Source organism: Pedobacter sp. KLB.chiD (assembly GCF_047040275.1).
Taxonomy (GTDB): domain Bacteria; phylum Bacteroidota; class Bacteroidia; order Sphingobacteriales; family Sphingobacteriaceae; genus Pedobacter.
Genome location: NZ_CP178207.1, coordinates 3314098 through 3338039, shown reverse-complemented (window position 1 = coordinate 3338039; position 23942 = coordinate 3314098). Strand labels below are relative to the sequence as shown.

Below are 23942 nucleotides of genomic sequence, written 5' to 3'. Positions count from 1 at the left end.
TAAGTGTCAATTAAGGGGTAAAAGACCTGATTCCGAGAATGACTCCCGAAGAAAAATTTTGGCAGTTGTTCATTGATTCCATTCTTGTCCGTAGAGTTAAGCGTGTCGTCTCTACGGATATTGAAAAAGATTGAGTTTTTAACTCAATAGTTACGGTAGTTACCGCATTTTTATATGTTTTAATCCGCGGCGCAGATCTGAATGCTGTTTACTCCGGTGCTTACTTCAGGTACTCTGTGGTAAAAATGGTAGTTTACCACGCCCAACTTTGAGCGCTTTGCGCCTTTTCTTTGCGGTTAGGCAAAATCAATTATTTCAACCCGTCCAGACCAAGTTTTACGGCCAACTCATTCAGGTCCTGTACTACTACATCAATGATCGGAATACCGCTGATTTTCCTTTCCTGCTCAAATTCAGATTCAGGCTCACCGGGAATAATTACTTTTTGATCAGGGTCAATTGTCTTGGCGCTTTTAAAGCGTTCTATCCAATGATCTAAATGATTTTTAAAGTCTGTAGCCGGCCTGAAGCCATCTACGCGCATAGCGCCTAAAAAGTGGCCAAGTCCTTCGCCTACCGGGTGAGCAGAGGGTTCTAAAAATGCTACAAAGGGAGGTACCCATGGCCCGTAATTGGCGCCAGATAATACTGCTGATAAAATGTCGACTGTGGCACTCAGACCATAACCTTTATGGCTGCCGTGGTCTTTATCACTACCCAATGGTAACAGCGAACCGCCGTTTTTTAATTCATTAGGGTCAGTAGAGTTTTCTCCGTTTTTATCCTGCACCCAACCATCAGGAATACTTTTGTTAGCCCGCTGTGCAATTTCCAGTTTTCCGTTGGCCGCCGCTGCTGTAGCCATATCTACAATTACCGGTGGGTATTTTCCGGCCGGGAAAGCGTAACACATGGGGTTGGTACCCAATAAACGTTCGTTGGCATAAGTAGGCGCTACCAGAGGGCTTGCATTGGTCATGCTGATACCGATCATATCTTTTTCTACGGCCATTAGCGCATGGTAACCTGCTATCCCAAAATGATTGGAATTTTTAACTGATACCCAGCCGCTGCCATATTTTTCCGCTTTTTCGATAGCAACCTTCATAGCGAAGGGGGCTACAACCAAACCCAATCCTGAATCGCCATCAACTGTTGCTGTAGTAGGGGTTTCATGAACAATTTTAATGTTTGGAGTAGCATTGATTCTTTTCTTTTCCCAAAGGCGTACATAGCCACTTAAACGGGCAACGCCATGCGAGTCGATTCCGCGTAAATCTGATCGGATCAGAACATCTGTTGCTAAACCGGCGTGTTCATCAGAACAACCTATTTTTTTAAAAACGCTATAAGTGAAAGCGCGGAGCTTGGTTTCGGTAAAGGTGATAAAGTTCATTTAACGTATTTAGTATCGAGTATCAAGATTGACGGCGGACTTCGGACTCCCGTCTCCGGACTAATATTTATGGCAATAAAACCGTAAAGTCACCACCAAGTGGTTCAAAATTTTCTATGCACGATGAAAGAAAATCTTCTCCATAATTTACATACATAGGTGCTATATTTAAGATTCTTTCCTGCAAGGTGCCATTTGGAAATAGTCTTTTCTTTACGTTCTCAATCTGCTGCAATGCTGTTTCGTGTTTTCTTTTTTCTGCCCTGAATAGTTTCTTCTCCAGGTTTGCCAACAAACGGTTGGCTCTTTGCTTTGCGGTATCGGCAGAAACAGAAAGCGTTTTATCTATTTTATAGGCATTTAATTTAATCTGGTCAAAAATGCTGTTAATTGCCCGGGTTTCATCAGCTAAGCTGAGCTCTGCAGATGTATTCCGTTTTACCCAGATGTTTTTCAGTTCTTCTGCCGGAAGGAAAATATCTTCTAAAGAAAAACCTAATCTGTACAGATTTTCCGCGCTGCGTTTGTCTATTACTAAAGCTGAGTTACGTAGCAGTAACACCGGAAAATCTACCTTATAGTAATCGAAATTTGCTTTCAGCTGCATCCAGTAGGCTACTTCAGCACCACCGCCAATATAGGCAATGTTGGGCAAAACTACTTCCTGGTACATAGGACGCATCACCACATTTGGGCTAAACCGCTCGGGGTGAGATTCAATTTCGGCTTTTAATTCGGCTTCTGTAAAACTGATATCCGTATGATTGACAACATATCTGTCATTTTCAAAAATCAAACGTTCGCGCAGGTTATCAAGCAGGTAAAAGAAATTAATATCACGGCCATTCACTTGTGTTTTATAGCCCAGTTCTTCGAGGTTTTTAGAGCTGTTTTCAATATTTTTTGCACTGTTATGCTGAATAATGTCTTCGGTAACAATACCTGAAAATTGCTTTTTTAAACGTGCATCATCGGCGTTAATGATGACCAAACCATATTTCTCAAAGAGGTTATTCACCAGAAACCGGGTGGCATCGGCTAAATTATCATGTTGTAAATAGGCCTGTTCTACTAATTTGGCAATCCGTTTCCCGTTTTTCGAAATACCAAGGTATCCTTTGTAAGCTGTTACGGCTGCGGCAACGGTTTTGGTACTTAATCTTCCGGTAGCTCCATTAGTTTGTTGTATCCAACTGATATTTTTTTCATCAACACTTACATGGTTGATCTCGTCGAAATCATGATCCTCAGTGGCCATCCAATAAACCGGAACAAAGTTTTTTTCGGGATGAGCCATTTTTAATTCAATGGCTAAATTAATGGTCGTTACGATTTTATAAATAAAATAAAGCGGACCGGTAAATAAATTTAACTGGTGACCGGTAGTTACCGTAAAAGTATTGTCAAGGGCTAAAAGCTCTATGTTTTTGATAACGGATTTATTGGGCTGTAAATTCCGATATTGATCTTGCAGAACCCCTGCCAGGATGGTGCGGTCTCCGAGGAAATTTCTATGTTTAATTGCATTGGCTAAACCCGCCATATCCGGACGGTAACTGTAAAAAGTTTTAAGCTGTTCTTCGTCGTTAATATAATCTAAAACCAGTTTTGAAAAGGATCCGGTTTCCTGATAGGAAATATATTTTGCCTGCATGATGTGCGAAAGTAATGCAATTTAAGGATAATCGTAAAGTCAAGCCACTATTTTACAATTGTTAAATAATTTTTGTCATGGAAGCGCAGCAATCAGGATGACCATCGTCCTGATTCAGTTTCCGAAAAATAAAGAAATTTTAATGATGCATTTTTCCGTTGATTCGTCATTTCAACTGTAATGAAGAAACCGAAGGCTCCGCGAAGCTGAATCTTTTAAACGATGTGGAAACATCTCTCCACACCCGCACGGGCGGGCATTTCGCCGCACTTCGGTTGAGGTGACGATTTTTATTAGAGATTGCTTTCAATCGCGCCAACCTTTTCACGGTACAGGTCAATCGGACTATCTAAAAGTACGGCAATCACGGTTAATTCAGGATCCAGTTTCTCTTTAGGTACCGGAATGTAAACAATACCGGGTATTTTGCTCCAGTACAGTTTGTTATAAATTTCGTGCGGAAGCATAGTACCTTCACCTACAATCCTGATTCTGCTGATGTTGTTTTTTAAGCCTTTAATGGCAATAGGGCCAGTTGGTGTGCCTTCTACAAATAAATAAAGCGTTTGTTTATCGGCAGAAAGAGTAGTATTGCCCTGGTAATGGCCACCAGGGATACCTTTTCCGGTTTTGTAGAGGGCCTCGGCATTTTTAATTACCCAATTACCAACCTTTTGATCCGCATTTTTAATGCCAGGGTTAAAGTTTAGGCCATCGGCAGGTAAACTGGTGTTTTGAAATACATTTATACCATCGTTTAGGTTAACGGCCAGTTTAGTCAGGTTGATTAAACCGCGTTGTTGGGGCGCTGCGTACAGGTCTGGCAGCGAAAGCGTTTCTTGTATATCCTCGACGAGCTGGATAGGTCCATTTAAGGACACTTTTATCACGGTTACATCGCTATCAAAATCAGCTTCTTTTAAATTAAGTAAGTAAGCAGTTTGATTTAATTTGGTTGAATATACCTGCGTTTTGCTGCCAACCACTTCAATTTTGTTGATTTTAGATTTGATTCCTGATAATAAAATGCCATTTTTTGTTTTATAATCCAGATACACGTACAAGACATCTTTGTTTTTAGATAAAGTCGTTTTTCCGTTAATATGTCTGCCTGGTATTCCTGCCTGTGTACCGTAGATAGCTTCAGCATGTTTTTGAGTCCAGCGACCTAGGCCTTTTAAAATTTTAATCTGCTCGGGTGCGATGGTTCCGTCTGCTTTGGGGCCGATATCAAGCAATAAATTACCACCCATACTGATGCAATCAACAAGTGTGCGGATAATCATATTTGGCGATTTGTAGTGGTTGTCATAAGGCTGGTATCCCCACGAATCGTTCATTGTATAACATAATTCCCACTCTGGTGATGCGGGCTTTAATACCGGTACACCCTGTTCAGGGGTATCGTAATCGCCATGGCCATTTAAACGGGAATTGATGATAACGTTTGGATTTACCTTACGCAAATTTTCCAATATATTTTTGGCCTGCCACTCTTCGCCACTATGTTCCCAATCGCCATCAAACCAAACTAAATCCGGGTTGTATTGTTTGGAAAGTTCATTGAGCTGTCCCTGAAAGTAATTTTGGAATTTTTTAAAACGGGCAGTATTCTGTTTATAATCGTAACGCTTGCGGTCGCGCGTAAAACCATCATAATCAATATAGCTCCAATCAGGGAGCGAAAAATATAAACCTGTTTTCAGCCCAGATTTTTTAAGGTTGGTTACAAATGGCGTTATTAAATCTTTTTTAGCTGCACTATGCTTTACCGTTGTGGTTGCATTAGGCATTTTACTGTCCCAAAGGGCCACACCATCATGGTGCTTGGTGGTAATTACTGCATATTTTGCGCCGCTTTCCTTAATCAGGTTTATCCATTCCTGCGGATCATATTTTTTAGCTGTAAATCCATCAAGCTGTTTCATATAATGATCATGGTTGATATAATTATTGTAAAAAGCCCAGGATTCGGATATACCATTTACGGAGTAGATACCCCAATGAATAAAGATGCCAAGTTTGGCATCAGCAAACCACTGCATTTTTTGATTTGAAGCTGTTTGTTGGGCAGATAAATCGAGGCCTGTAGCTAAAAGGAAAAAAGTAATGGCCAGCTTAAAATAACGCATCATATTCAGTTAAACAGATAAGATGTTAAATATATCTATTTTTTACAGTCTATTGAATCCGATGAATATAAATTGTAGCTAATTGGGGGTGCAATGTTGTTAAGCAGTTTGCTAGAGTTGACGTCTACTCTGCTGGGTGGTATTGACAGGATACAAAAAAGCCGCTCTGAATAATCAGAACGGCTATAATGTATTTGGTTTAGTAATTTACCATTTTTTACGGCGCTCATCGCTTCCGCCTTCTCTGCGTCCGCTACCACCTTTATCTTCACGGCTACGACCAGAAAAATCTCTGAAACCGCCACCGCTGTTTCCGCCTTCGCGTCTTCCTCCACCTGATCTTCTGTCGCCACCACGGTAACCACCGCCACCGCCGCCTCTGCGTTCACCGCCGAAACCGCCGCCACGTCTTTCACCGCCACCGCGTCTTTCGCCACCGCCATCACCACTTCTTTCGATACGTACCTGGCGACCGTTAAATTCAACTGACTTAAAGCCTTCAAAAACTTTGTCTGCCACCGCATCTTCTACTTCAAAGAAAGAGAAAACACCTTTTAAATCAATCTTACCAACACTCTTGCCACCAATTTTTCCGTTATTGCAGATAAAAGATAACATATCACCGCGGGTAAACTCATCTACAGAACCTAAGTTGATGAACAAACGGGTGTAGCCTTCGCTACCACGGCCACGGCGTTCGCCACGCTCGCCTCTTTCTCCACGATCTTCACCCACAGCAGCATTTAAATCAGGTGCTTTGGCATAATAATCTAAGAAACGGTTAAATTCCAGCGAAGCAAAACGTTTAATCACATCCTCTTTAGATAAATCTTTAAATTCATCCATAATACGTGGGATGTATTGATCAATCTGTTCGTTGTTAACCTCAACATTATGAACTTTGTGTACCAAAGAGAACAATTGTTTTTCGCAAACATCGAAACCGGTAGGTAATTCGGCTTTGGTAAATTGTTTACCGATAATGCGCTCTAACTGGCGGATTTTGCCCAGTTCTTTAGAATTGATGATGCAGATGGAGATACCGGTTTTACCTGCACGGCCGGTACGGCCCGAACGGTGGGTATAACTCTCAATCTCATCAGGTAAAGAATAGTTGATTACGTGCGTTACGTTGTTTACGTCAATACCCCGTGCAGCAACATCGGTTGCAATTAACAATTGCATGTTACGCTCGCGGAAACGCTGCATTACCTTATCACGTTGTTGTTGCGATAAATCACCGTGTAATGCGTCTGCATTGTAACCATCTTTGATTAAATGTTCGGCAATATCCTGGGTATCTAATTTCGTTTTGCAGAAAACAACACCAAAAATATCAGGGTTAAAATCTACAATGCGTTTCAAGGCAGCGTATTTATCACGGGCACGAACAATATAATATTCGTGTTCGATATTAACGTTACCGGTATTTTTTGTGCCCATGGTTAATTCTACAGGGTTATCCATATAGTTTTTAGCTATACGGCGAACTTCCGACGGCATCGTAGCCGAAAATAACCAGGTTTTTTTGTCATCAGGAGTGGTTGATAAAATGTCGTTGATGTCGTCCTGGAAACCCATGTTCAACATCTCGTCGGCTTCATCAAGCACCACATATTTAACATTTGAAAAATCAATGGCTTTACGGCCAATGATATCCAACATACGGCCGGGCGTGGCCACTACGATCTGAATTCCCTGACGGATTTCGCGTAGTTGTTGCATAATGTTCGCGCCACCGTAAACGGCAACAACGTGGGCATTAGCAATGTTTTTAGAAAAGTTTTTAAGGTCGTTAGCGATCTGTAAACATAACTCACGCGTAGGGCATAAAATTAATGCCTGTGGTTTGTTAACTTTAAAATCGATTAGTTCTAACAGCGGCAAACCAAATGCGGCTGTTTTTCCTGTTCCTGTTTGGGCCAAACCAACAAAATCATTAGTGCCTTCTAACAGTACAGGAATACTTTGCTCCTGAATCGGCGTTGGATTTTCGAATCCAAGGTCCTTTACGGCATTAACGACGTCATCACTTATCCCCAATAATTGAAATGGGTTTGTCATTCGTCTATTTATTTTTTAATTGAGCCGCAAAGGTACGGTTAATATTTTGTATTTCCCAGACAATCAAGTAAATAGTTTTTGAGCTAAATATTTGAAAATAAGGAGGAAGTAGAAGGTGAAAAACGGAAGAAGAAAATGGATGATCTTATACCGTATAAATTGCCTCCTAAAAATCTTTAAAATAAATGATAACGTTAAACCTGATGATCTTGATCGCATTAATTTCAAAGGGGATCAGGAACCGGTTAATTTTAAGTTTAGTCTATCCGGCTCTCAAAATTTTTTCCATCGCTTTGCCTTTGGCCAGTTCATCAACCAGTTTATCCAGATAGCGTACTTGCCTGGTCAATGGATATTCAATTTCCTCAACCCGGTAACCACAGATCACACCTGTAATCAAATGTGCATTCGGATGTATATCGGCTTGCTCAAAAAAGTCTTTAAAGGTTGTTTTCTGTAGAATAAATTTCTGGAGTTGTTCTTCATCATAACCTGTCAACCAGCTGATCACCTGGTGCAGCTCTTCAACAGTTCTTCCTTTTTTCTCAACTTTTGCAACGTAATGGGGATAAACAGATGAAAAAGTCATTTTGGCTATTTTTTCATTATGTTCAGGTGTTACACGCATGGTATTCTTTTAAATTTTTTCCTTTTAATGGTATTTTTTAAGGAGGCAAGATAAATGCTAAAATTTATGGATGAATTTATCTATTCTCCTTTTGTTCTCTTGTTGCAGTAAAGACGGATACAGGTTCATGAGGACATTTATAAACATGATGATGCCGGCAGATTTAAATTTAAGATTATAGAATGACACCAGCGCAAAACAGGTTACAAAAATAAACGCGATTAAATGATCTATTTCAGATGTTGTCATCTCAGCACGTAATTTAATTAAATCAGTCTTTTCAATCTTGCCTGTGAGTTTAAGTTTTTGATTGAAAAATTTGAAAAAAGTGTTTTTCACGATCCATTTAAAAACAGGCAACCCAATGATTTTATTCAGTTTTTCACTTTTAATAAAATTAAGGTGATTTAGGTGTTTATGATAAAAATCAGTTTTTCTGATGAAAGCGTTGATCAACATGCCCACAATCCATGAGATAAATGCAATCGAAATGCTGAAGGATAAATATTTATAAATCATTTTTAAAATCAGACACTTAAACAAGCTCTGAAAGCCCTTGCTGCATAATAAGATTCTGCGCCGTTATGGTAAGTGAAAACTTTTCCATAGCGGTAGTCGCAAAACAACGCGCCGCCCAGCTTTCTAATATCATCCGGTGTTTTAATCCAGCTGGAGCTTTTACTGTCAAACCGGTCAAATTTTTGCAAATATTGATATTGTGTTTCGGTCAGAAGTTCAATGCCCCATTCACTTGCCAGATTCACCGCACTATCTTTTGGCTTGTGTTCTTTTCTCGACGCCAGTGCTTGGGCGTCATAACACAAACTTCTACGTCCTTTTGGGCTTTCGGCAGCACAATCGAAAAAAAGATACGTGCCGGTTTTTTCATCAAAGTCAACTACATCCGGTTCACCACCGGTTTCTTCCATTTTATTCAGCGCCCAAAGTTTCTGCGGGTCGGCTTCTAATTTATTCAGTACATGTTGCCATTCCAAGCCCTCATGCCGGTGCATGTTTTTTTCAAAGCGGGTCTTCAGTATATCTAGCAGCTCCTGGACTTGATTTGTAGATAACATTTGATTCGTTATAAAATTAATTAAATTACCTCAATCTTTCAGCCGAACGGATCAGCCTTTCGTCTTTATTGATGCCAAAAATACCCAGTACAATAAAGAGGATAGCTGCAGCTGGCAAGTACGCCCCAATACCAAAGCTGGCGCCTTTTACGCCGCCAGGAAGTTCTTTTGCATAGATACTGCACCAAAAAGCAAAACCAACAATTAATATAATCGAAACAATGGCAAAGCGTTTTTGGAAACTTCTTTTTTTGTAATTAAATATATTGAGAAAGCAGATTAAGGCTAGGGCGATATTTGGAATAAACAATGGATATATTGGTTTAATGCTTATTGCTATAAACTCACCGGCGTCCCAACTCGAAACATATCCTTTTGTGTATAACAATGGGAATGAAACACCACTTAATTTCTTCACTACCAAAGGGAAGAAAAGCATTAAGCTGAGCGCTATAGTAGCGAGCGAGAGCCATATGGTTTGTATTCTTTGATGCATAAATGTTACCTTAATCTTTCAGCCGAACGGATCAGCCTTTCGTCTTTATTGATGCCAAAAATACCCAGTACAATAAAGAGGATAGCTGCAGCAGGCAAGTACGCCCCAATACCAAAGCTGGCGCCTTTTACGCCGCCAGGAAGTTCTTTTGCATAGATACTGCACCAAAAAGCAAAACCAACAATTAATATAATCGAAACAATGGCAAAGCGTTTTTGGAAACTTCTTTTTTTGTAATTAAATATATTGATGAAACAGATAATGGCAACAGCGATATGGGTAATCAATAAAGGTAAAAATACTTCAACATTCAGTACCTTTCCAGTTTTACCTTCAAGAAAATGATGTAGGCCGTTGGTAAAAATCTTTGCTTCCGAACCATCAACTGTTTTTGTTGCAATAGGTAAAAACAACATTAAAACCAAGGTTAAAGCGGCTAAAAAAAACCAGATAGATTGTATTCTTTGTATCATGGACGTAAAAATATAGAAACAAAGCTAATTTTTTTAAGAAAAGAAAAAAAGATTAAAGGTGCAGGATAGGTGTATAAATCGAAAAGGAGGCATCAATTGCGATTAACTTAAAAGATTCAGACCAAATGCCAGGCTCCAAACTCTTACTTCGGCCCTTTGCCCTTTGCCCGTTAAACCGTACTTTTGCATCGTTTTGATTAAAAAAAGGTATTTCATCCAATTGGCATACGATGGCAGCTTGTACCATGGCTGGCAGACTCAACCTAACGCAATCACCGTGCAGGAATTGTTGGATAAGGCACTGTCTGTTTTTTTTCGGCAGCCTATCGAAACATTGGGCTGCGGAAGAACCGATGCAGGAGTGCATGCCAAAGATTTTTATGCCCATTTTGATGTTGAGGATGTAGAGGAAATTAAAGTGCTAAATTCCATTACCGGCATCAACGCCATGTTGCCCTATCAAATTGCTGTAAAACAAATGATACCGGTACATCCCGATGCACATGCCCGCTTTGATGCCACAGCACGTACTTACAAATATCATATCCATTTCGAAAAAGATCCTTTTAAACTTAACCGGTCGTGGCTGGTTAAAGATCGACTTGATGTTGTGGCCATGAATGAGGCCGCAGCTGTTTTGTTAAATTATACCGATTTCTCCTGTTTCAGCAAATCCAATACCCAAACTTTTACCAATAATTGCAACATCACTAAAGCGGTGTTTGAACAACAGGAAGGTAGCCTGGTTTTTACCATCCAGGCTGATCGTTTTTTGCGGAACATGGTTAGGGCCATTATGGGTACTTTGGTGTCGGTTGGTAAAAAAGAAATAAATTTAGCTGCTTTTAAAGCAATAATAGAAAGTAAAAACCGCAGTAATGCCGGGCAATCGGTACCTGCATGTGGTTTGTATTTAGTGAAGATAGACTATCCGTATTTGGGATAGTTGGCAGTTAAGTGTTTGAGGTTAATGTTTGCCATATGTATATATGAAAAATTAAATTATTAATTAAACCTTTTGAAGATACATTTTCAACCCCTAACCCCTAAACCCTAAACCCTAACCCCTAAACCCTAAACCTTAAAAATGGCAGTTACAGGCGAAGTATATAACACCGGATTACTGAAACGTATTTTTCAATATGTAAAGCCTTACCGTGCCGTTTTTGTGTGGTCGGTTATTTTAACCATTTTGCTGGCGGCCATTTCGCCAGTACGTCCGTTTTTGATCAAATACACACTCGATCATTATATTTTAAACGGAAATTATGCCGGCCTGGTCAACATGACCATGCTCATGGTTTTTATGCTCGTTTTGCAGAGTTTAATTCAGTATAACCACACGCTGTTAACCAATACATTGGGCCAGTCGGTTATCCGCGATCTGCGGATCAATGTTTTTAACCATATCACTAAATTGAGGCTTAAGTTTTTTGATAAAACACCAATAGGACAATTAATTACCAGAACGGTTTCAGATCTGGAAACCATTGCAGATATCTTTTCAGAAGGTTTAATTTCCATGATTGGCGACAGTTTGCAGGTGGTGGTTATTGTGGGCGTAATGTTATATACCGACTGGCAGTTAAGTTTAGTAGTGCTTTTACCTATTCCGCTACTGATTATGGCTACACGGAAATTTCAGAAAGCTATTAAGGTGGCATTTCAGGAAATCAGGAACGAGGTTTCAAACCTGAATACCTTTTTGCAGGAACACATTACCGGCGTTTCTATTGTGCAGTATTTTGCCAGGGAGAAACAGGAATACAGAAAATTTTATGCCATTAACAAACGTTATCGCGATGCCAATATCCGCAGTAACTGGTATTATTCGATATTCTTTCCTGTAGTCGAGCTGATTTCGGCCATGTCTTTAGGTTTGTTGGTATGGTACGGTGCCAAAAGCATTCTTGCTAAACCATTAGATGTTACACCTGGTACCATTACACAGTTTATAATGTACCTTGGTATGGTTTTTACGCCCATCCGCCAACTGGCAGATAAATTTAATACCCTGCAGATGGGGATGGTGGGCGCTGAACGTGTTTTTAAAGTTTTAGATACGGACGAAACTACACCCGACAACGGTAAACAAAAGCCTGCCAAACTGGAAGGGAATATCAGGTTTGAAAAGGTCTGGTTTGCATACAATGATGACAGCTATGTATTGAAAGATCTCAGCTTTGAAGTAAAGGCTGGTGAAACCGTTGCTTTGGTTGGCGCAACCGGTGCCGGTAAATCTTCTACCATTAATATCCTGAACCGTTTTTATGAAGTAAAAAAAGGAGATATCACCGTTGACGGCATACCTATTGAAGATTTCGAACTCAATTACCTGAGAAGCCACATCGCGACAGTACTTCAGGATGTTTTTTTGTTTTCAGATACTATTTTAAATAACATTACACTTAATAATCCTGAAATTACGATAGAAGAAGTGATTAATGCTTCAAAAAAAGTGGGGGCACATGATTTTATCGAGCGGTTGCCTGGTGGTTATCAGTATAATGTAATGGAAAGAGGGGCTACACTTTCTGCTGGTCAGGCGCAGCTGATTTCCTTTATCCGTGCATTGGTACATAACCCGGCAATTCTGGTTTTAGATGAGGCCACCTCATCGGTTGATACTGAAACGGAATTATTGATCCAGAAAGCCATTGATAATTTAATGGAGGGCCGTACGTCAATCGTAATTGCCCACCGCCTGTCAACCATCCAAAAAGCCGATCAGATTATCGTGCTCGACAAGGGAGAGATCAAAGAAAAAGGCACACATCAGCAGTTGTTAAAACTAAACGGTTATTATAAAAAGCTCTACGACCTCCAGTTCTCTTCTAAGGGGATTGCTAAAGTCTGATATGTATTTCTGTTTTCGAAACTTAGGTAAACGCTTTTAAAAATTTCTTCTTTAATTCTCGTATGAGAAGATTTACATAATTCCTTAAAAATGACTATGTTTGGTTTCGCAACCCAAAAATTCATTTGAAAATCGAGAGAAACAGTGAGCATAAATATGCCCTTTTTGACTTATTAAAGCAAGGAGATGAGGTTGCCTTTGGAAAAATTTATACCCTGTACTGGGCTGAACTCTATAATGCAGCCTACAAACGCCTGCCAGAAAGAGAAAAATGCCAGGATATCATTCAGAATGTTTTTACTGACCTGTGGAACAGAAAAACTGAACTCGATTTAGAAAATCCGGTAGCTTATCTACATACCGCAGTCCGTTTCCAGGTTTTAAAACATATTTCCAGAAGTCCGAAAAGCAGTTTTTTCGGGAAATCTTTCGAAAATGAGTTAATTTCTCCATTACAGGCCGATGGCATGTTACTGGAAAGAGAAGTAGCTGAAATATTGGAGTTGTTTATTAAAGCGCTGCCCGAAAAACGGCGTAATATATTTATTATGCATTATTTCGAAGGTTTGTCTACGGCCAAAATTGCTTTTGAACTCAATATCTCGCAAAAAACTGTTCAGAATCAGTTAACCACCGCAACACAAGCCCTGCGTTTAAGGCTTACACATCTCTTTTTGGTAGTTTCAGTTGTTATCACTTCATTTTCCTGATAAGTTTAGGGTCATTTCTTAACTTCTTCAAAATATTTTAAAATTCTTTTGGGATATTTTTCATTTTCTGGTACATCTATATAAAACCAGAAAAAATGAACGCCTTCAAACATCAAAAAGAACTGCAAAAAATCATCCGGCGTTATGTGTCGGGTACGGCTACGGCAGATGAGATTCTTTTTGTAGAAAAATACTATCAATATTTAGACAAAAACGCTGATATTCTTGATCAGCTCCATGCTGATGAAATAGCCAAGATGGCTGAAGTTAATTTCTCAGCGATTCATGCTAAAATTAATGCAGATCAAAAAGGGAAAACTTTTGGTCTATATCAATACAGCGCAGCAGCGGCGATATTGCTGATAGTTTTCGGAATCACTTATACTGTTCTTCATCTAGCCAAACCATCGCCCAAGCCTCACTTGGTCACTCAAAAAAACCTGGATGTTCTGCCGGGTACCGATAAAGCTATTTTAACCCTCGCTGATGGTTCAAAAATTGTTTTGGATGAACATACTGCAGCCAATATCAGCGATAAAGATGGCTTGAAGATCTCCAGAACAAAGGATGGGCAATTGGTATATACCGTTTCAGATCAAAGCAATCTGAAACTGGAATCATCAGTTTCCTATAACACCATTCAAACACCTAAGGGTGGGCAATACCAGGTGATTTTACCAGATGGTACCAAAGTTTGGTTAAATGCTGCATCCTCTTTAAAGTATCCGGAAGTATTTAACGGTAACGAACGTAGTGTAGAACTTACCGGAGAGGCTTATTTCGAAGTAGCTAAAAATAAGGCACAACCTTTCCATGTCAGAAATCACCATCAGGATGTAGAAGTGTTGGGCACACATTTCAATGTCAATAGTTATTTAGACAACAATACCATTAAAACCACGCTGCTCGAAGGCCGTGTTCGGATCAGTAATGGTCGGTCTGTAAAGATTTTAAAACCTGGTGAGCAGGCCGTTGCTGAAGTTTCGGGTAAAGGTATCATCAGGTTAGCAGCAGATGTAGACACAGAAGATGAGACCGCATGGAAAAATGGCCTTTTCCAGTTTAATAACGCCGACCTGAAAAGCATTCTGAAGCAATTGGAGAGGTGGTACGATGTTCATATCGATTATCGTACTGTACCCAATAAAAAATACAATGGTATGGTTCCACGTAAGGCTAAACTCTCTGAAGTATTAAAAATGCTTGAAAAGACCGGAAACATCAGGTTCGGGATAGCCGAAGGAAAGAAGTTAACCGTACTGCCTGAAAAATAATCGCCTATGGCAAAAGAGATTTATCAATTAACCCACAAATAAACTAATCAATTTAAAAATTTAAACCAAACTGAATGTATGAACTTCTACACAAAAGGTAATCATCCCGATGTCTTAAAGGCGATGGGGTGCGTTACAAACTATTTTAACCTAACGGTTATGAGAACCATGAAACTTTTTGTTGTTTTAATAACAGTTTTGTGCTTACAGGTGAGTGCATCGGCATTTTCCCAGAACATTAGCATAAACCAAAAAAACGTGCCTCTGGTGCGTGTTTTAAAAGAAATTAAGAAACAAAGTGGTTATTTTTTCCTGTATGACCTGGATTTGATCGAAAAGCTGGCCAGACCCGTAACCGTTGATGTGAAAAATGCCGAAATTAAAGATGTGCTTGCACAGGTATTAAGATCGCAGCCTTTCAGTTGGGAAATTAAAGAAAATACCATTTTAATTATGCCCCTTGCCAAAAGCAATAATGCCAGGGCTATTGATGTAAGCGGAAAAATTGTTGATGAGAATGGAAACCCGATGCCGGGTGCTTCGGTTCGGGTAAAAGGTCAGACTGCAACTGCTGTTAGTGATAGCAATGGGAATTTCATCATCAGAAATGTAGATGAAAATGCGGTTCTGGTAATTTCATATATTGGTTATACGGATAGAGAGGTATCGGCAAAAGCACAGATGGGCATATTGAAATTAACCCCATCAGCAGGCAATTTAAGTGATGTGGTGGTTACAGGTTATACCAACTACACTAAAACGCAATCTGCTGCAGCGAGTTCACTGGTTACTGCTGATAAAATTAATACAGTTCCGGGATTAACAGTTGATCAAATTTTGCAAGGCCGTGTTCCGGGCATGAGTGTAATTTCCACCACGGGACAGCCGGGTCAAAGTGCATCAGTTGTTATTCGCGGTATTGGCAGCGTAAATGGTTCGTCTACGCCATTATTTGTTTTGGATGGTGTACCGATCGAAGCCGGCTATTTTCAAACCATAAACCCTGAAGATATCGAATCGGCAACTGTATTGAAAGATGCATCGGCTAAAGCATTATACGGTTCAAGAGGGTCGAACGGCGTGATTGTGTTAACAACCAAAAAAGGTAAGGCAGGTAAAATTGCGGTTAATTATACATCACAATACGGTTTTTCTAATTTAAGCAGGCCAAATTTCGAGATGATGAACACTGCTCAGCGTTTACAGTTTGAAGAAGAAATTGGCGCAACTTTTGGCCGTAATCTTGGTCCGGGCTGGACATACTCCCCCAAAAACCCGACCTATGCAGCAGGAACTGCAGCATCACGTGCCCGTGCTGATTTTATCATCGATAGTTTAAAACAGATTAATACGGATTGGAGAGATATTTTCTTTCAACGCGGTAAGTTTCAGGAACAGCAAGTAAGCATTAGTGGTGGAAATGATAAACTTCGTTTTTACAATTCATTAAACTATTACAGCCAGGAAGGCGTAGCAAAACGTACCGGACTGGACCGCTATTCATTAAGAAGTAATTTAGATTTTAATGATGGTAAATTTAGTGGAAGTACCAATGTATTCATTGGCTATTCGCAATCAAGTTTTACCGAAGGTGAGGGCGGAACAGGAGCAGGTACAGCCATGGCTTCGGTTTATTATGCTTTGCCATATGAAAAACCATACGCATCTGACGGTACTTTGGTACATCCCGGGAACAGATCCCAATATTTCATCCTGGATCAGCGTGAAGGGAGTCAGGCCTTAGAACGTTTGCTCAATTCATCAGATAAAACAGAACAATTAAAATCAATCATCAGCACGGCTTTTGCTTACCAGATTTTACCGGAATTAAAAATAACAACCAGAGCAGGTATTGATTACCGTCAGTCAACTGACCAACAATTTATTAACCCGGATTCTTATTATGGATCAAGAAGTGTTGCCAACACATTAGGGGGCAAAGGGCGTTTAACTGATGCGAGCAGAAGAAATTTTAATATCATTTCCACTACTGGCTTAACTTACGCGAAGAAATTCAACGAAGTTCATGATTTTGAAGCTTCTGCTTTCTATGAGTACGTTTATAATAATTACAATTCATTTGGTTTTAGTGCTTACGGTATTGATGGCCGCCTACCAGAAACACCGGCAGGTGCAACAAATGGCAGTGCAACATTTTTGCCTAGTACCACTGGTGGGAAAACTAAAAATGCCCTGGCATCGATCATGGGCGTGGCCAGATACACGTATGATGATAAATATACTTTAACAGGAAGTTACCGTTATGACGGATCAACCCGTGTAGCACCAGCCAATAAGTGGCACGGTTTCTATTCATTTGGTGCAAACTGGAATGTTAAAGGAGAAGAGTTCTTAAAAAATACCGAATTAATTAACGATTTACGTTTAAGAGGAAGTTACGGTATTACGGCAAGTCCGTTTGGTGGCGATTTCCTTTATTTACCTACTTACGCCGTGAATACATCTTATGGTGGTGCCTCAGCATTAAGAGCAACTACACCGGGCAATGATGCCTTTGACTGGGAATATGTGAAAGAATTTAATACTGGTTTTGATTTAGCGGTCTTCAGAAACAGGTTACGTATTACAGTTGATTATTACAACCGGAAAACCACCAATATGTTCATCAATCAGCCACTTTCGGCAACATCTGGTTTCAGTGAGTTAAACCTCAGTGCCGGTGTGATGAGAAACAGGGGTGTGGAGTTTGACGTCAGCGGGGATGTGGTTAAAAACCAGGATTTTATCTGGACGGTTGGCGTAAATGCTGGTTATAATAAAAATAAAATTTTGCATGTTACCGATCTGGTAGACTCATATCCTGATGGCGACACACGAATTTTAAAAGTTGGCTTGCCTTATGGCACTTATTATGCCCCGGACTGGGCAGGCGTAAATCCGCAAACAGGTGAGCCGCAATATTATAATCTGGATGGATCGATCACAACAGCTTATAATGTAAATACACAAAGCAACACCAATTCCGGAAGTTTATATCCAACGTTTACGGGAGGTTTTAATACTTCATTAAGTTATAAAGGCATTACTGCATCGGCATTGTTTTCTTTCGTATCTAATGTAATGCGTTGGAACAACGAGGATTTTTATAATGAAAACCAGCGATATGCAACGAGTAACCAAACCGTTAGGATGCTCGAAAACAGGTGGCAGGTTCCTGGAGATACAGGAAATGACGCGATTTTGCAAAGGTTCGATCTTCCAAGAAATTTTACTTCAAAAGATATTCAGGATGCTTCATTTTTAAGATTGAGAAATGTAAATATTGGTTATTCTTTACCAAAAAGTTTGTTGGAAAAAACCAAAATCATTAAAGGTGTTAAAATCTTCGTTCAAGGCCAGAACTTATTTACCTGGACAAAATGGAGAGGTTTAGATCCGGAAAACAATGCTGTTTATGGTCGTTTCCAATACCCTAACACCAGAACCTATACAGCAGGCTTAAACGTTAACTTTTAATAATTACAACAATGGTTAATAAAATATATCAAAAATACGTACTTATATTTTCGTTGTTAGTTTTAACATCGTCGTGTACAAAATTAGATTTGGTTCCAACAGACACCATATCTCCTGATAAGGCTTACCGAAATATCAGCGATATTAATTTAGGCGTTCTGGGTGTTTATGCCCTTTTGGATGGCGGTACCATAGGTGTGGTTTCCACCGTTTCGGATGAAGCTACGTTTCCCACAGAAAATACAGTTGGAAATAGCGATGCTTTCCGATGGCTTTACAATGCGGGCAGTGGATCTGTTACCAGTCAATATTATACATTTTATGTGGCGATTGACCGGATAAACAGAACCCTGGCAGGTTTAGATGCGTTAACACTAACAGGGGCCGACGCTACAACTGGTGCCCGCTATCGGGGTGAATTGCTGGCCTTACGCGCCTATTTTCACTTTGAGCTGCTTCGTAATTATGCCTCATCTTATCAAACAGGTGCTTTAGGTGTACCTTACATGAAAGTTTCTGCCATTGTTTATCCTGCAAGAGACAATTTTGAAGTGGTTATTGCCAATGCAAAAGCAGATTTAATCGCTGCCAAGCCTTTGATTCCAACAACATTTACAGATAAAACCCGTATTACCAAAGCTGCTGTTTCAGCCATACAGGCCAGATTAGCGTTGTACGAAAAAAACTGGAGTGAGGCAATAACTTATGCGAGCGAAGCCATTGCGGCTTTTCCACTTGCTACAAAAGCGCAGTTTCCGGGCATTTGGACAGATGCGAACGATAGTGAAGTCATTTGGAAAGCAAAACGTGTTGGCACTACAGGTTCGCGTTTGGGCGAATTCTATTTCCGTCAAACAGGGGAAATTGTTTTATATGCTCCGGCATTTAAGTTGATCAATACCTTTGATAAGGTGAACGACTTACGTTATCAGGCATACATTAAATTTGATGCAACAAGAACAGGAACCAAATCACAATATCTCGTTAGTAAATATATTGGAGGTACTTCAACAGCACCTGGCTTAACAGATATTAAATTATTTCGTACCGGAGAAATGTATTTAATTAAAGCAGAAGCTGAAGCAGAATCTACAGGTGACGCCGCTGGAGATTTAAACACTTTACGAAGTGCCCGCATTAATGGATATGTTTCCGCTGCTTTCGCTGACAAGCCAACGTTAATTGCTGCTATTTTAGAAGAGCGATATAAAGAACTCGCTTTCGAGGGTCACCGCTTTTTCGATTTAAAACGAAGAAGTTTACCTGTAGTCAGGTTGGCCGCTGATGCTGCAAATGCATCTGGTGCAATCACCCTGCCAGTTACTCAGGCACAATATGCATTCCCGATTCCTGCAGCGGAAATTTCAGTAAACAAACAAACCGTTCAAAATCCTAACTACTAAGTAAAATTGTCCAGAGGCATGTTCGCATTCCTCTGGATTAATATATTTACCATGAAATCATCCTTTTTAATCATTTTAGTGGCTTACTGCTTTTCGGTTATGGGATGCAGTAAAGTAACCGAAACGCCAATACCCCCACCAACGGGTGGTAACAATACGCCTGTGGTTAAACCCAGGCCGGCGTCAATCAGTATTATTGGCGATAGTGCCAATGTGGTCAAACCAACTAATGGCGGTATGGTTTTAATGGGAGGCGGTGCTGATGTGGAAGCTGCCTTCAGGTGGATGATCGCCAGAAGCGGAGGTGGAGATGTCGTGATTCTGCGTGCAAGCGGGACGGATGCCTACAATGCTTTTGTAAATGGCCTGGGTACCGTTAATTCTGTCGAAACCCTCTTGATCAACTCCAGGGAATTGGCCAATGATGATGGAGTTGCCTATATTATCCGCAATGCGGAAATGGTTTTTATTGCCGGTGGAGACCAGTCTGATTATATGAAATACTGGAAAGGCACCAAAACCGAACAGGCCTTAAATTATCTGTTAAACGATAAAAAGGCGCCGGTTGGCGGCACCAGCGCAGGTTGTGCCATTTTGGGTGGTTTTTACTATAGTGGCGAAACCGGTGGCTTAACTTCTGCGCAGGCATTGGCAAATCCATACAATACAAACGTTACTTTGTATAATAATGATTTTCTGAAAGCGCCTTATCTGCAAAATGTAATTACCGACCAGCATTATCTCACCCGAGATCGCGAAGGAAGATCCGTGGTATTTTTAGGGAGAATCAGTAAAGACTTTTCGGTTCAGGCTAAATGTATCGCTGCAGATGAGCGTACCGCCGTTTGTATTGATAAAGATGGAAAAGCACAGGTATTTGGTGACTATTCGGCTACTAGGGCTTATAGTTATGCTTATTTTATTATTCCTGATGCAACCAAAGCACCAGAGCAGTTCGAGGCAAACCAAAAAGTAAACTGGAACAATAACGGAAAAGCAGTTGCCGTTTACGAAATTGCCGCATCGGTTAATGGTGGTGGAAACTTTAATGTTGCTACCTTTAAAGCAAACGAAGCCAGCGGTGGAAAATGGTACTCATGGTGGATAGATAACGGAGTTTTAAATAAAAAAGATCAATAGAAGAAATGAAAGCACTGAAATTATTTACGGTATTATTATGCGCTTTATGGGCATTGAATGTGGATGCACAACAGAAAAAATATGTAATGGTGATCCACGGTGGTGCAGGTACCATTCTGAAGAAAAATATGACGCCAGAGAAAGAAGCCGCTTATGTAGCTGCTTTAACAAAGGCATTGCAGGCCGGTTATGCCCAAATTAAAGCCGGAAAAACGAGTCTCGACGCAGTGGAGGCAACGATCCATGTTTTAGAAAACGATCCTCATTTTAATGCAGGTAAGGGCGCTGTTTTTACCCACGATGGCAGAAATGAACTGGACGCTGCCGTTATGGACGGTAAAACGCTGATGGCAGGTGCTGTTGCAGGTGTTACAACTGTTAAAAATCCCATTTCAGCAGCAAGAGCGGTAATGGAAAAATCAGAACATGTGATGATGGTGGGTGCCGGAGCTGATCAGTTTGCTAAAGATGCAGGTTTAGAAATCGTTGACCCTAAATATTTCTGGACCAAGGAACGTTGGGACGGTTTGCAGGAAGCCATTAAAGAAGATTCTACAAAAGCAGTTTTGGATCATGGCAGTAAAAAATCGGGTTTGCTTGGCATCAAAAACCATGATTATAAATTCGGTACCGTGGGCTGTGTGGCTTTGGATAAAGCGGGCAACCTGGCCGCAGGGACATCCACAGGCGGTATGACCAATAAAAAATATGGCAGGGTAGGCGATTCGCCGATTATTGGCGCAGGCACTTATTGTAACAACGAAACTGCCGGCATTTCGTGTACTGGCTGGGGCGAATTTTATATCCGCAATGTGGTAGCCAAAACCATTTCCGATTTAATGGAATACAAAGGTATTTCGGTAGCAGAAGCGTCGAAAATTGTACTGGATAAAGTGGGTAAAATGGGGGGCGACGGTGGTTTGATCGCATTAGATAAAAAAGGAAATGTGGCGATGCCATTTAACACCGAAGGCATGTACAGAGGCACCATCACTGCGGATGGGAAAATCGAAGTAAACATTTACAAATAATGAAAAAACTATTTTTGATGGTATGGCTGGCCAGTCTTTCACTAATGGCGGTTGCGCAGGGAAAGCCTAAAGGTAAGCTGTTTATTATTGGTGGCGGCGAGCGCTCGGATGCGCTGATGAGAGAAATGCTGAATACCGCTTCACTAAAAGCGAACGATTATATTATTGTGCTGCCAATGGCGAGCGAGGTACCTGATGTAGGCTTCGGGACCCTTTCTACACAGCTAAAGAAGCTTGACAACCGGGCTATCAGGAATTTTAATTTCAGCAGACATGATGTTAATGATAAAAAGTGGATCGATTCGCTGGCTGGTGCAAAACTGATTTATATTTTAGGCGGTGACCAGAACCGTTTTATGAAATCGGTGCTAAACACCCCGGTTTACGCTGCTATTCATAAGGCCTATCAAAATGGAGCCACTATTGCCGGAACAAGTGCTGGTGCTGCGGTAATGAGTAAGTATATGATTACCGGCAAACAACTTTTAGATACTGTTTACAAAGAAACATTTAACAAATTATGGGATAAAAATATCGAATTTGATGAAGGAATGGGTTTGTTGCAAAATACCATCATTGATCAGCATTTTTTAAAACGTAACCGTTATAACCGATTGATTTCTGCTTTGGCAGCACACCCCCGTCTGGTTTGCATAGGTATTGATGAAAGTACAGCGATCATTGTTCATGGTCATACAGCAACTATTGCAGGTGAAAGTCAGGTTGTTCGTTTGGCTAATCCAAAAGCGCTTAAGAAAACCGGTAAAGGTTTGCTAAAATTTAAACAGGCCGATTTTGGGATCTTCACAGCAGGTGACGTGATCAACATTAAACCCTAAAACAGCTATAAAAATGGCCGATAATCCATCGGCCATTTTGCATTAAACCAATTATTTTTCAGCTAAGAGCAGCTCCATCATTTTTTCTGCGGCCACCCGGCCTTTCATTTTAAGTGTTGGTCTTGGCGTATCATCACCTACCTCATAGGTTAGCGCTTCAGCATTAAGATTTCTTCCCATCCAGCTTTTGGATACATTTCCGCCATTTGGTGAAGGTTTGATATTTGGCTTAAAACCAGGGATAGACTCACTGAAGGCATTTAGCCATTTGAGGGTAAAACCGGGCCGGTTGGTTTGCTGCAAAGGTTGGTCTTCATTGGTGTAAAATACATCATGATAAGTTGAATGGAAATCGATCCCGAAGTATACCTTTGCCTGCTGCCGATCAACTTTTTTTAAAATATAATTTCTGACACTTCTCGTTTCAGGCTGGATAAAATTTTCCCAATCTCTGTTCAAATCAACCCCGGCAACATTATGACGCCAGTTTCCCTCATCAACCCCATCCGGATTGATCATCGGAATAAGTACAACCTCATAAGCTTTGCGAAAGTTACTGGCCAAGGCAGATGAACCACTTACGGTTCTGATGAATTCCTGCATGGCCATGTAACCGGTAACTTCCGGAGGATGTTGCCGGCTGAGGATGACAATAAGTTTTTTTCCGTTTCCTTCAGTGATGTTTAAAGCGTTAATGGGTTTCCCTAATATGCTTTTGCCAATCTGCATACGCTTAATAAAGGGCAGTTTAATCAGGCTGTCTTCCCACTGGTATTCGTCATGACTAGTCATCAGCTCCTGCGCCGCGATTAGTAAAGAATCGGCACCTGCCTCCAAACCAAAGCTGGCAAGATTTCCATCTTTGCTTACTTCGATAGGCTGCACATCTTTCCAGGCGCCGTTCTTTAATTGGAGCTTCGGATCATAACGATGTTTGGTGCCGACATAGGTTAATTGCAGGGTATAGCGACGTTTATGAGCCGACCATATTTTAAAGGCATACCACGGACTTGGATTAACGGGTGTATTTTCGGGTTCGATCAGGAGTTTAAAAGTACTGTCGTTTAGCTGTGTCACCTGGTTCAGTCTTGCGCCGGCAAAAGTATTACTAAAGGCAACAGTACCCTGGTTAAAATGAAAAACCTTTCTTTGCTGAAACCGGATCGAAGCCTTGGGAACCGATTCTGGTAAAGCTGTTCCGGTAGCCAGAATTGATCTGGATTTACAGGATAACAATATATTCAGCCAAACAAGCTGAAGGATGAAAAGTTTGGTTAATTTACTCATTACAC

The 23942-nt window shown here is 40.6% G+C and carries 19 protein-coding genes; 9 read left to right on the top strand and 10 right to left on the bottom strand.

The window, feature by feature from the left end:
• Positions 1-310: 310 nt before the first annotated feature.
• From ACK1I8_RS13650 to ACK1I8_RS13610, 9 genes are all read right to left on the bottom strand, one after another.
• Positions 311-1396 (bottom strand): Ldh family oxidoreductase, encoded by a 1086-nt coding sequence (locus ACK1I8_RS13650; protein ID WP_412465920.1) that lies wholly within the window; start codon positions 1394-1396, stop codon positions 311-313.
• A 67-nt stretch (positions 1397-1463) separates the two neighbouring features.
• Positions 1464-3050, bottom strand: coding sequence for a bacillithiol biosynthesis cysteine-adding enzyme BshC (gene bshC, locus ACK1I8_RS13645; RefSeq protein ID WP_412465919.1), 1587 nt, complete (start codon positions 3048-3050; stop codon positions 1464-1466).
• Between the two features lie 293 nt (positions 3051-3343).
• Positions 3344-5185 (bottom strand): alpha-L-fucosidase, encoded by a 1842-nt coding sequence (locus ACK1I8_RS13640; protein WP_412465918.1) that lies wholly within the window; start codon positions 5183-5185, stop codon positions 3344-3346.
• Positions 5186-5389: 204 nt separating this feature from the next.
• A complete protein-coding gene (locus ACK1I8_RS13635) occupies positions 5390-7246 on the bottom strand; it encodes a DEAD/DEAH box helicase (RefSeq protein WP_412465917.1) in 1857 nt (618 codons plus the stop codon).
• A gap of 262 nt (positions 7247-7508) precedes the next feature.
• The gene (locus ACK1I8_RS13630) at positions 7509-7874 is read right to left on the bottom strand and encodes a DUF2200 domain-containing protein (protein WP_412465916.1); all 366 of its coding nucleotides are present in this window, start codon (positions 7872-7874) and stop codon (positions 7509-7511) included.
• A gap of 57 nt (positions 7875-7931) precedes the next feature.
• Entirely contained in the window at positions 7932-8393 is a 462-nt protein-coding gene (locus tag ACK1I8_RS13625; protein ID WP_412465915.1) for a hypothetical protein, read from the bottom strand.
• An 8-nt stretch (positions 8394-8401) separates the two neighbouring features.
• Positions 8402-8950: a DUF4256 domain-containing protein gene (locus ACK1I8_RS13620; protein ID WP_412465914.1), complete on the bottom strand. Its 549-nt coding sequence runs from the start codon at positions 8948-8950 to the stop codon at positions 8402-8404.
• Between the two features lie 25 nt (positions 8951-8975).
• Positions 8976-9446 carry a DUF4293 domain-containing protein gene (locus ACK1I8_RS13615; RefSeq protein ID WP_412465913.1) on the bottom strand — a complete coding sequence of 157 codons (471 nt, stop codon included), beginning with the start codon at positions 9444-9446 and terminating at the stop codon, positions 8976-8978.
• Between the two features lie 5 nt (positions 9447-9451).
• Positions 9452-9919 carry a DUF4293 domain-containing protein gene (locus ACK1I8_RS13610; RefSeq protein ID WP_412465912.1) on the bottom strand — a complete coding sequence of 156 codons (468 nt, stop codon included), beginning with the start codon at positions 9917-9919 and terminating at the stop codon, positions 9452-9454.
• A 220-nt stretch (positions 9920-10139) separates the two neighbouring features.
• Here ACK1I8_RS13610 and truA point away from each other — a divergent pair, with 220 nt between their 5' ends.
• The 9 genes from truA to ACK1I8_RS13565 all read left to right on the top strand — a co-directional run bounded on the left by truA (position 10140) and on the right by ACK1I8_RS13565 (position 22650).
• Positions 10140-10865: a tRNA pseudouridine(38-40) synthase TruA gene (gene truA / locus ACK1I8_RS13605; RefSeq protein ID WP_412465911.1), complete on the top strand. Its 726-nt coding sequence runs from the start codon at positions 10140-10142 to the stop codon at positions 10863-10865.
• Between the two features lie 141 nt (positions 10866-11006).
• A complete protein-coding gene (locus tag ACK1I8_RS13600) occupies positions 11007-12776 on the top strand; it encodes an ABC transporter ATP-binding protein (protein ID WP_412465910.1) in 1770 nt (589 codons plus the stop codon).
• Between the two features lie 125 nt (positions 12777-12901).
• On the top strand, positions 12902-13486 hold the full coding sequence (locus ACK1I8_RS13595; protein WP_412465909.1) for an RNA polymerase sigma factor: 585 nt from the start codon (positions 12902-12904) through the stop codon (positions 13484-13486).
• A 95-nt stretch (positions 13487-13581) separates the two neighbouring features.
• Complete coding sequence (locus ACK1I8_RS13590) at positions 13582-14760, top strand: FecR family protein (protein ID WP_412465908.1); 1179 nt, start codon at positions 13582-13584, stop codon at positions 14758-14760.
• 78 nt (positions 14761-14838) lie between these two features.
• On the top strand, positions 14839-18237 hold the full coding sequence (locus ACK1I8_RS13585) for a SusC/RagA family TonB-linked outer membrane protein (protein ID WP_412465907.1): 3399 nt from the start codon (positions 14839-14841) through the stop codon (positions 18235-18237).
• 11 nt (positions 18238-18248) lie between these two features.
• Positions 18249-19640: a RagB/SusD family nutrient uptake outer membrane protein gene (locus tag ACK1I8_RS13580; protein ID WP_412465906.1), complete on the top strand. Its 1392-nt coding sequence runs from the start codon at positions 18249-18251 to the stop codon at positions 19638-19640.
• Positions 19641-19691: 51 nt separating this feature from the next.
• Positions 19692-20780 carry a cyanophycinase gene (locus ACK1I8_RS13575; RefSeq protein ID WP_412465905.1) on the top strand — a complete coding sequence of 363 codons (1089 nt, stop codon included), beginning with the start codon at positions 19692-19694 and terminating at the stop codon, positions 20778-20780.
• Positions 20781-20785: 5 nt separating this feature from the next.
• A complete protein-coding gene (locus tag ACK1I8_RS13570) occupies positions 20786-21811 on the top strand; it encodes an isoaspartyl peptidase/L-asparaginase family protein (protein WP_412465904.1) in 1026 nt (341 codons plus the stop codon).
• On the top strand, positions 21811-22650 hold the full coding sequence (locus ACK1I8_RS13565; protein WP_412465903.1) for a cyanophycinase: 840 nt from the start codon (positions 21811-21813) through the stop codon (positions 22648-22650). Before ACK1I8_RS13570 ends, ACK1I8_RS13565 begins: the two co-directional genes overlap by 1 nt.
• A gap of 51 nt (positions 22651-22701) precedes the next feature.
• Here ACK1I8_RS13565 and ACK1I8_RS13560 read toward each other — a convergent pair whose 3' ends face one another.
• The gene (locus ACK1I8_RS13560) at positions 22702-23937 is read right to left on the bottom strand and encodes a M14 family metallopeptidase (RefSeq protein WP_412465902.1); all 1236 of its coding nucleotides are present in this window, start codon (positions 23935-23937) and stop codon (positions 22702-22704) included.
• Between the last annotated feature and the right edge of the window lie 5 nt (positions 23938-23942).

Coding starts and splice junctions, on each gene's coding strand:
- ACK1I8_RS13625 (WP_412465915.1), bottom strand. CDS start 8,393: ATGATTTATAAATATTTATCCTTCAGCATTTCGATTGCATTTATCTCA.
- ACK1I8_RS13570 (WP_412465904.1), top strand. CDS start 20,786: ATGAAAGCACTGAAATTATTTACGGTATTATTATGCGCTTTATGGGCA.
- bshC (WP_412465919.1), bottom strand. CDS start 3,050: ATGCAGGCAAAATATATTTCCTATCAGGAAACCGGATCCTTTTCAAAA.
- ACK1I8_RS13630 (WP_412465916.1), bottom strand. CDS start 7,874: ATGCGTGTAACACCTGAACATAATGAAAAAATAGCCAAAATGACTTTT.
- ACK1I8_RS13635 (WP_412465917.1), bottom strand. CDS start 7,246: ATGACAAACCCATTTCAATTATTGGGGATAAGTGATGACGTCGTTAAT.
- ACK1I8_RS13580 (WP_412465906.1), top strand. CDS start 18,249: ATGGTTAATAAAATATATCAAAAATACGTACTTATATTTTCGTTGTTA.
- ACK1I8_RS13650 (WP_412465920.1), bottom strand. CDS start 1,396: ATGAACTTTATCACCTTTACCGAAACCAAGCTCCGCGCTTTCACTTAT.
- ACK1I8_RS13560 (WP_412465902.1), bottom strand. CDS start 23,937: ATGAGTAAATTAACCAAACTTTTCATCCTTCAGCTTGTTTGGCTGAAT.
- ACK1I8_RS13610 (WP_412465912.1), bottom strand. CDS start 9,919: ATGATACAAAGAATACAATCTATCTGGTTTTTTTTAGCCGCTTTAACC.
- ACK1I8_RS13565 (WP_412465903.1), top strand. CDS start 21,811: ATGAAAAAACTATTTTTGATGGTATGGCTGGCCAGTCTTTCACTAATG.
- ACK1I8_RS13575 (WP_412465905.1), top strand. CDS start 19,692: ATGAAATCATCCTTTTTAATCATTTTAGTGGCTTACTGCTTTTCGGTT.
- ACK1I8_RS13585 (WP_412465907.1), top strand. CDS start 14,839: ATGAACTTCTACACAAAAGGTAATCATCCCGATGTCTTAAAGGCGATG.
- ACK1I8_RS13620 (WP_412465914.1), bottom strand. CDS start 8,950: ATGTTATCTACAAATCAAGTCCAGGAGCTGCTAGATATACTGAAGACC.
- ACK1I8_RS13600 (WP_412465910.1), top strand. CDS start 11,007: ATGGCAGTTACAGGCGAAGTATATAACACCGGATTACTGAAACGTATT.
- ACK1I8_RS13590 (WP_412465908.1), top strand. CDS start 13,582: ATGAACGCCTTCAAACATCAAAAAGAACTGCAAAAAATCATCCGGCGT.
- ACK1I8_RS13640 (WP_412465918.1), bottom strand. CDS start 5,185: ATGATGCGTTATTTTAAGCTGGCCATTACTTTTTTCCTTTTAGCTACA.
- ACK1I8_RS13615 (WP_412465913.1), bottom strand. CDS start 9,446: ATGCATCAAAGAATACAAACCATATGGCTCTCGCTCGCTACTATAGCG.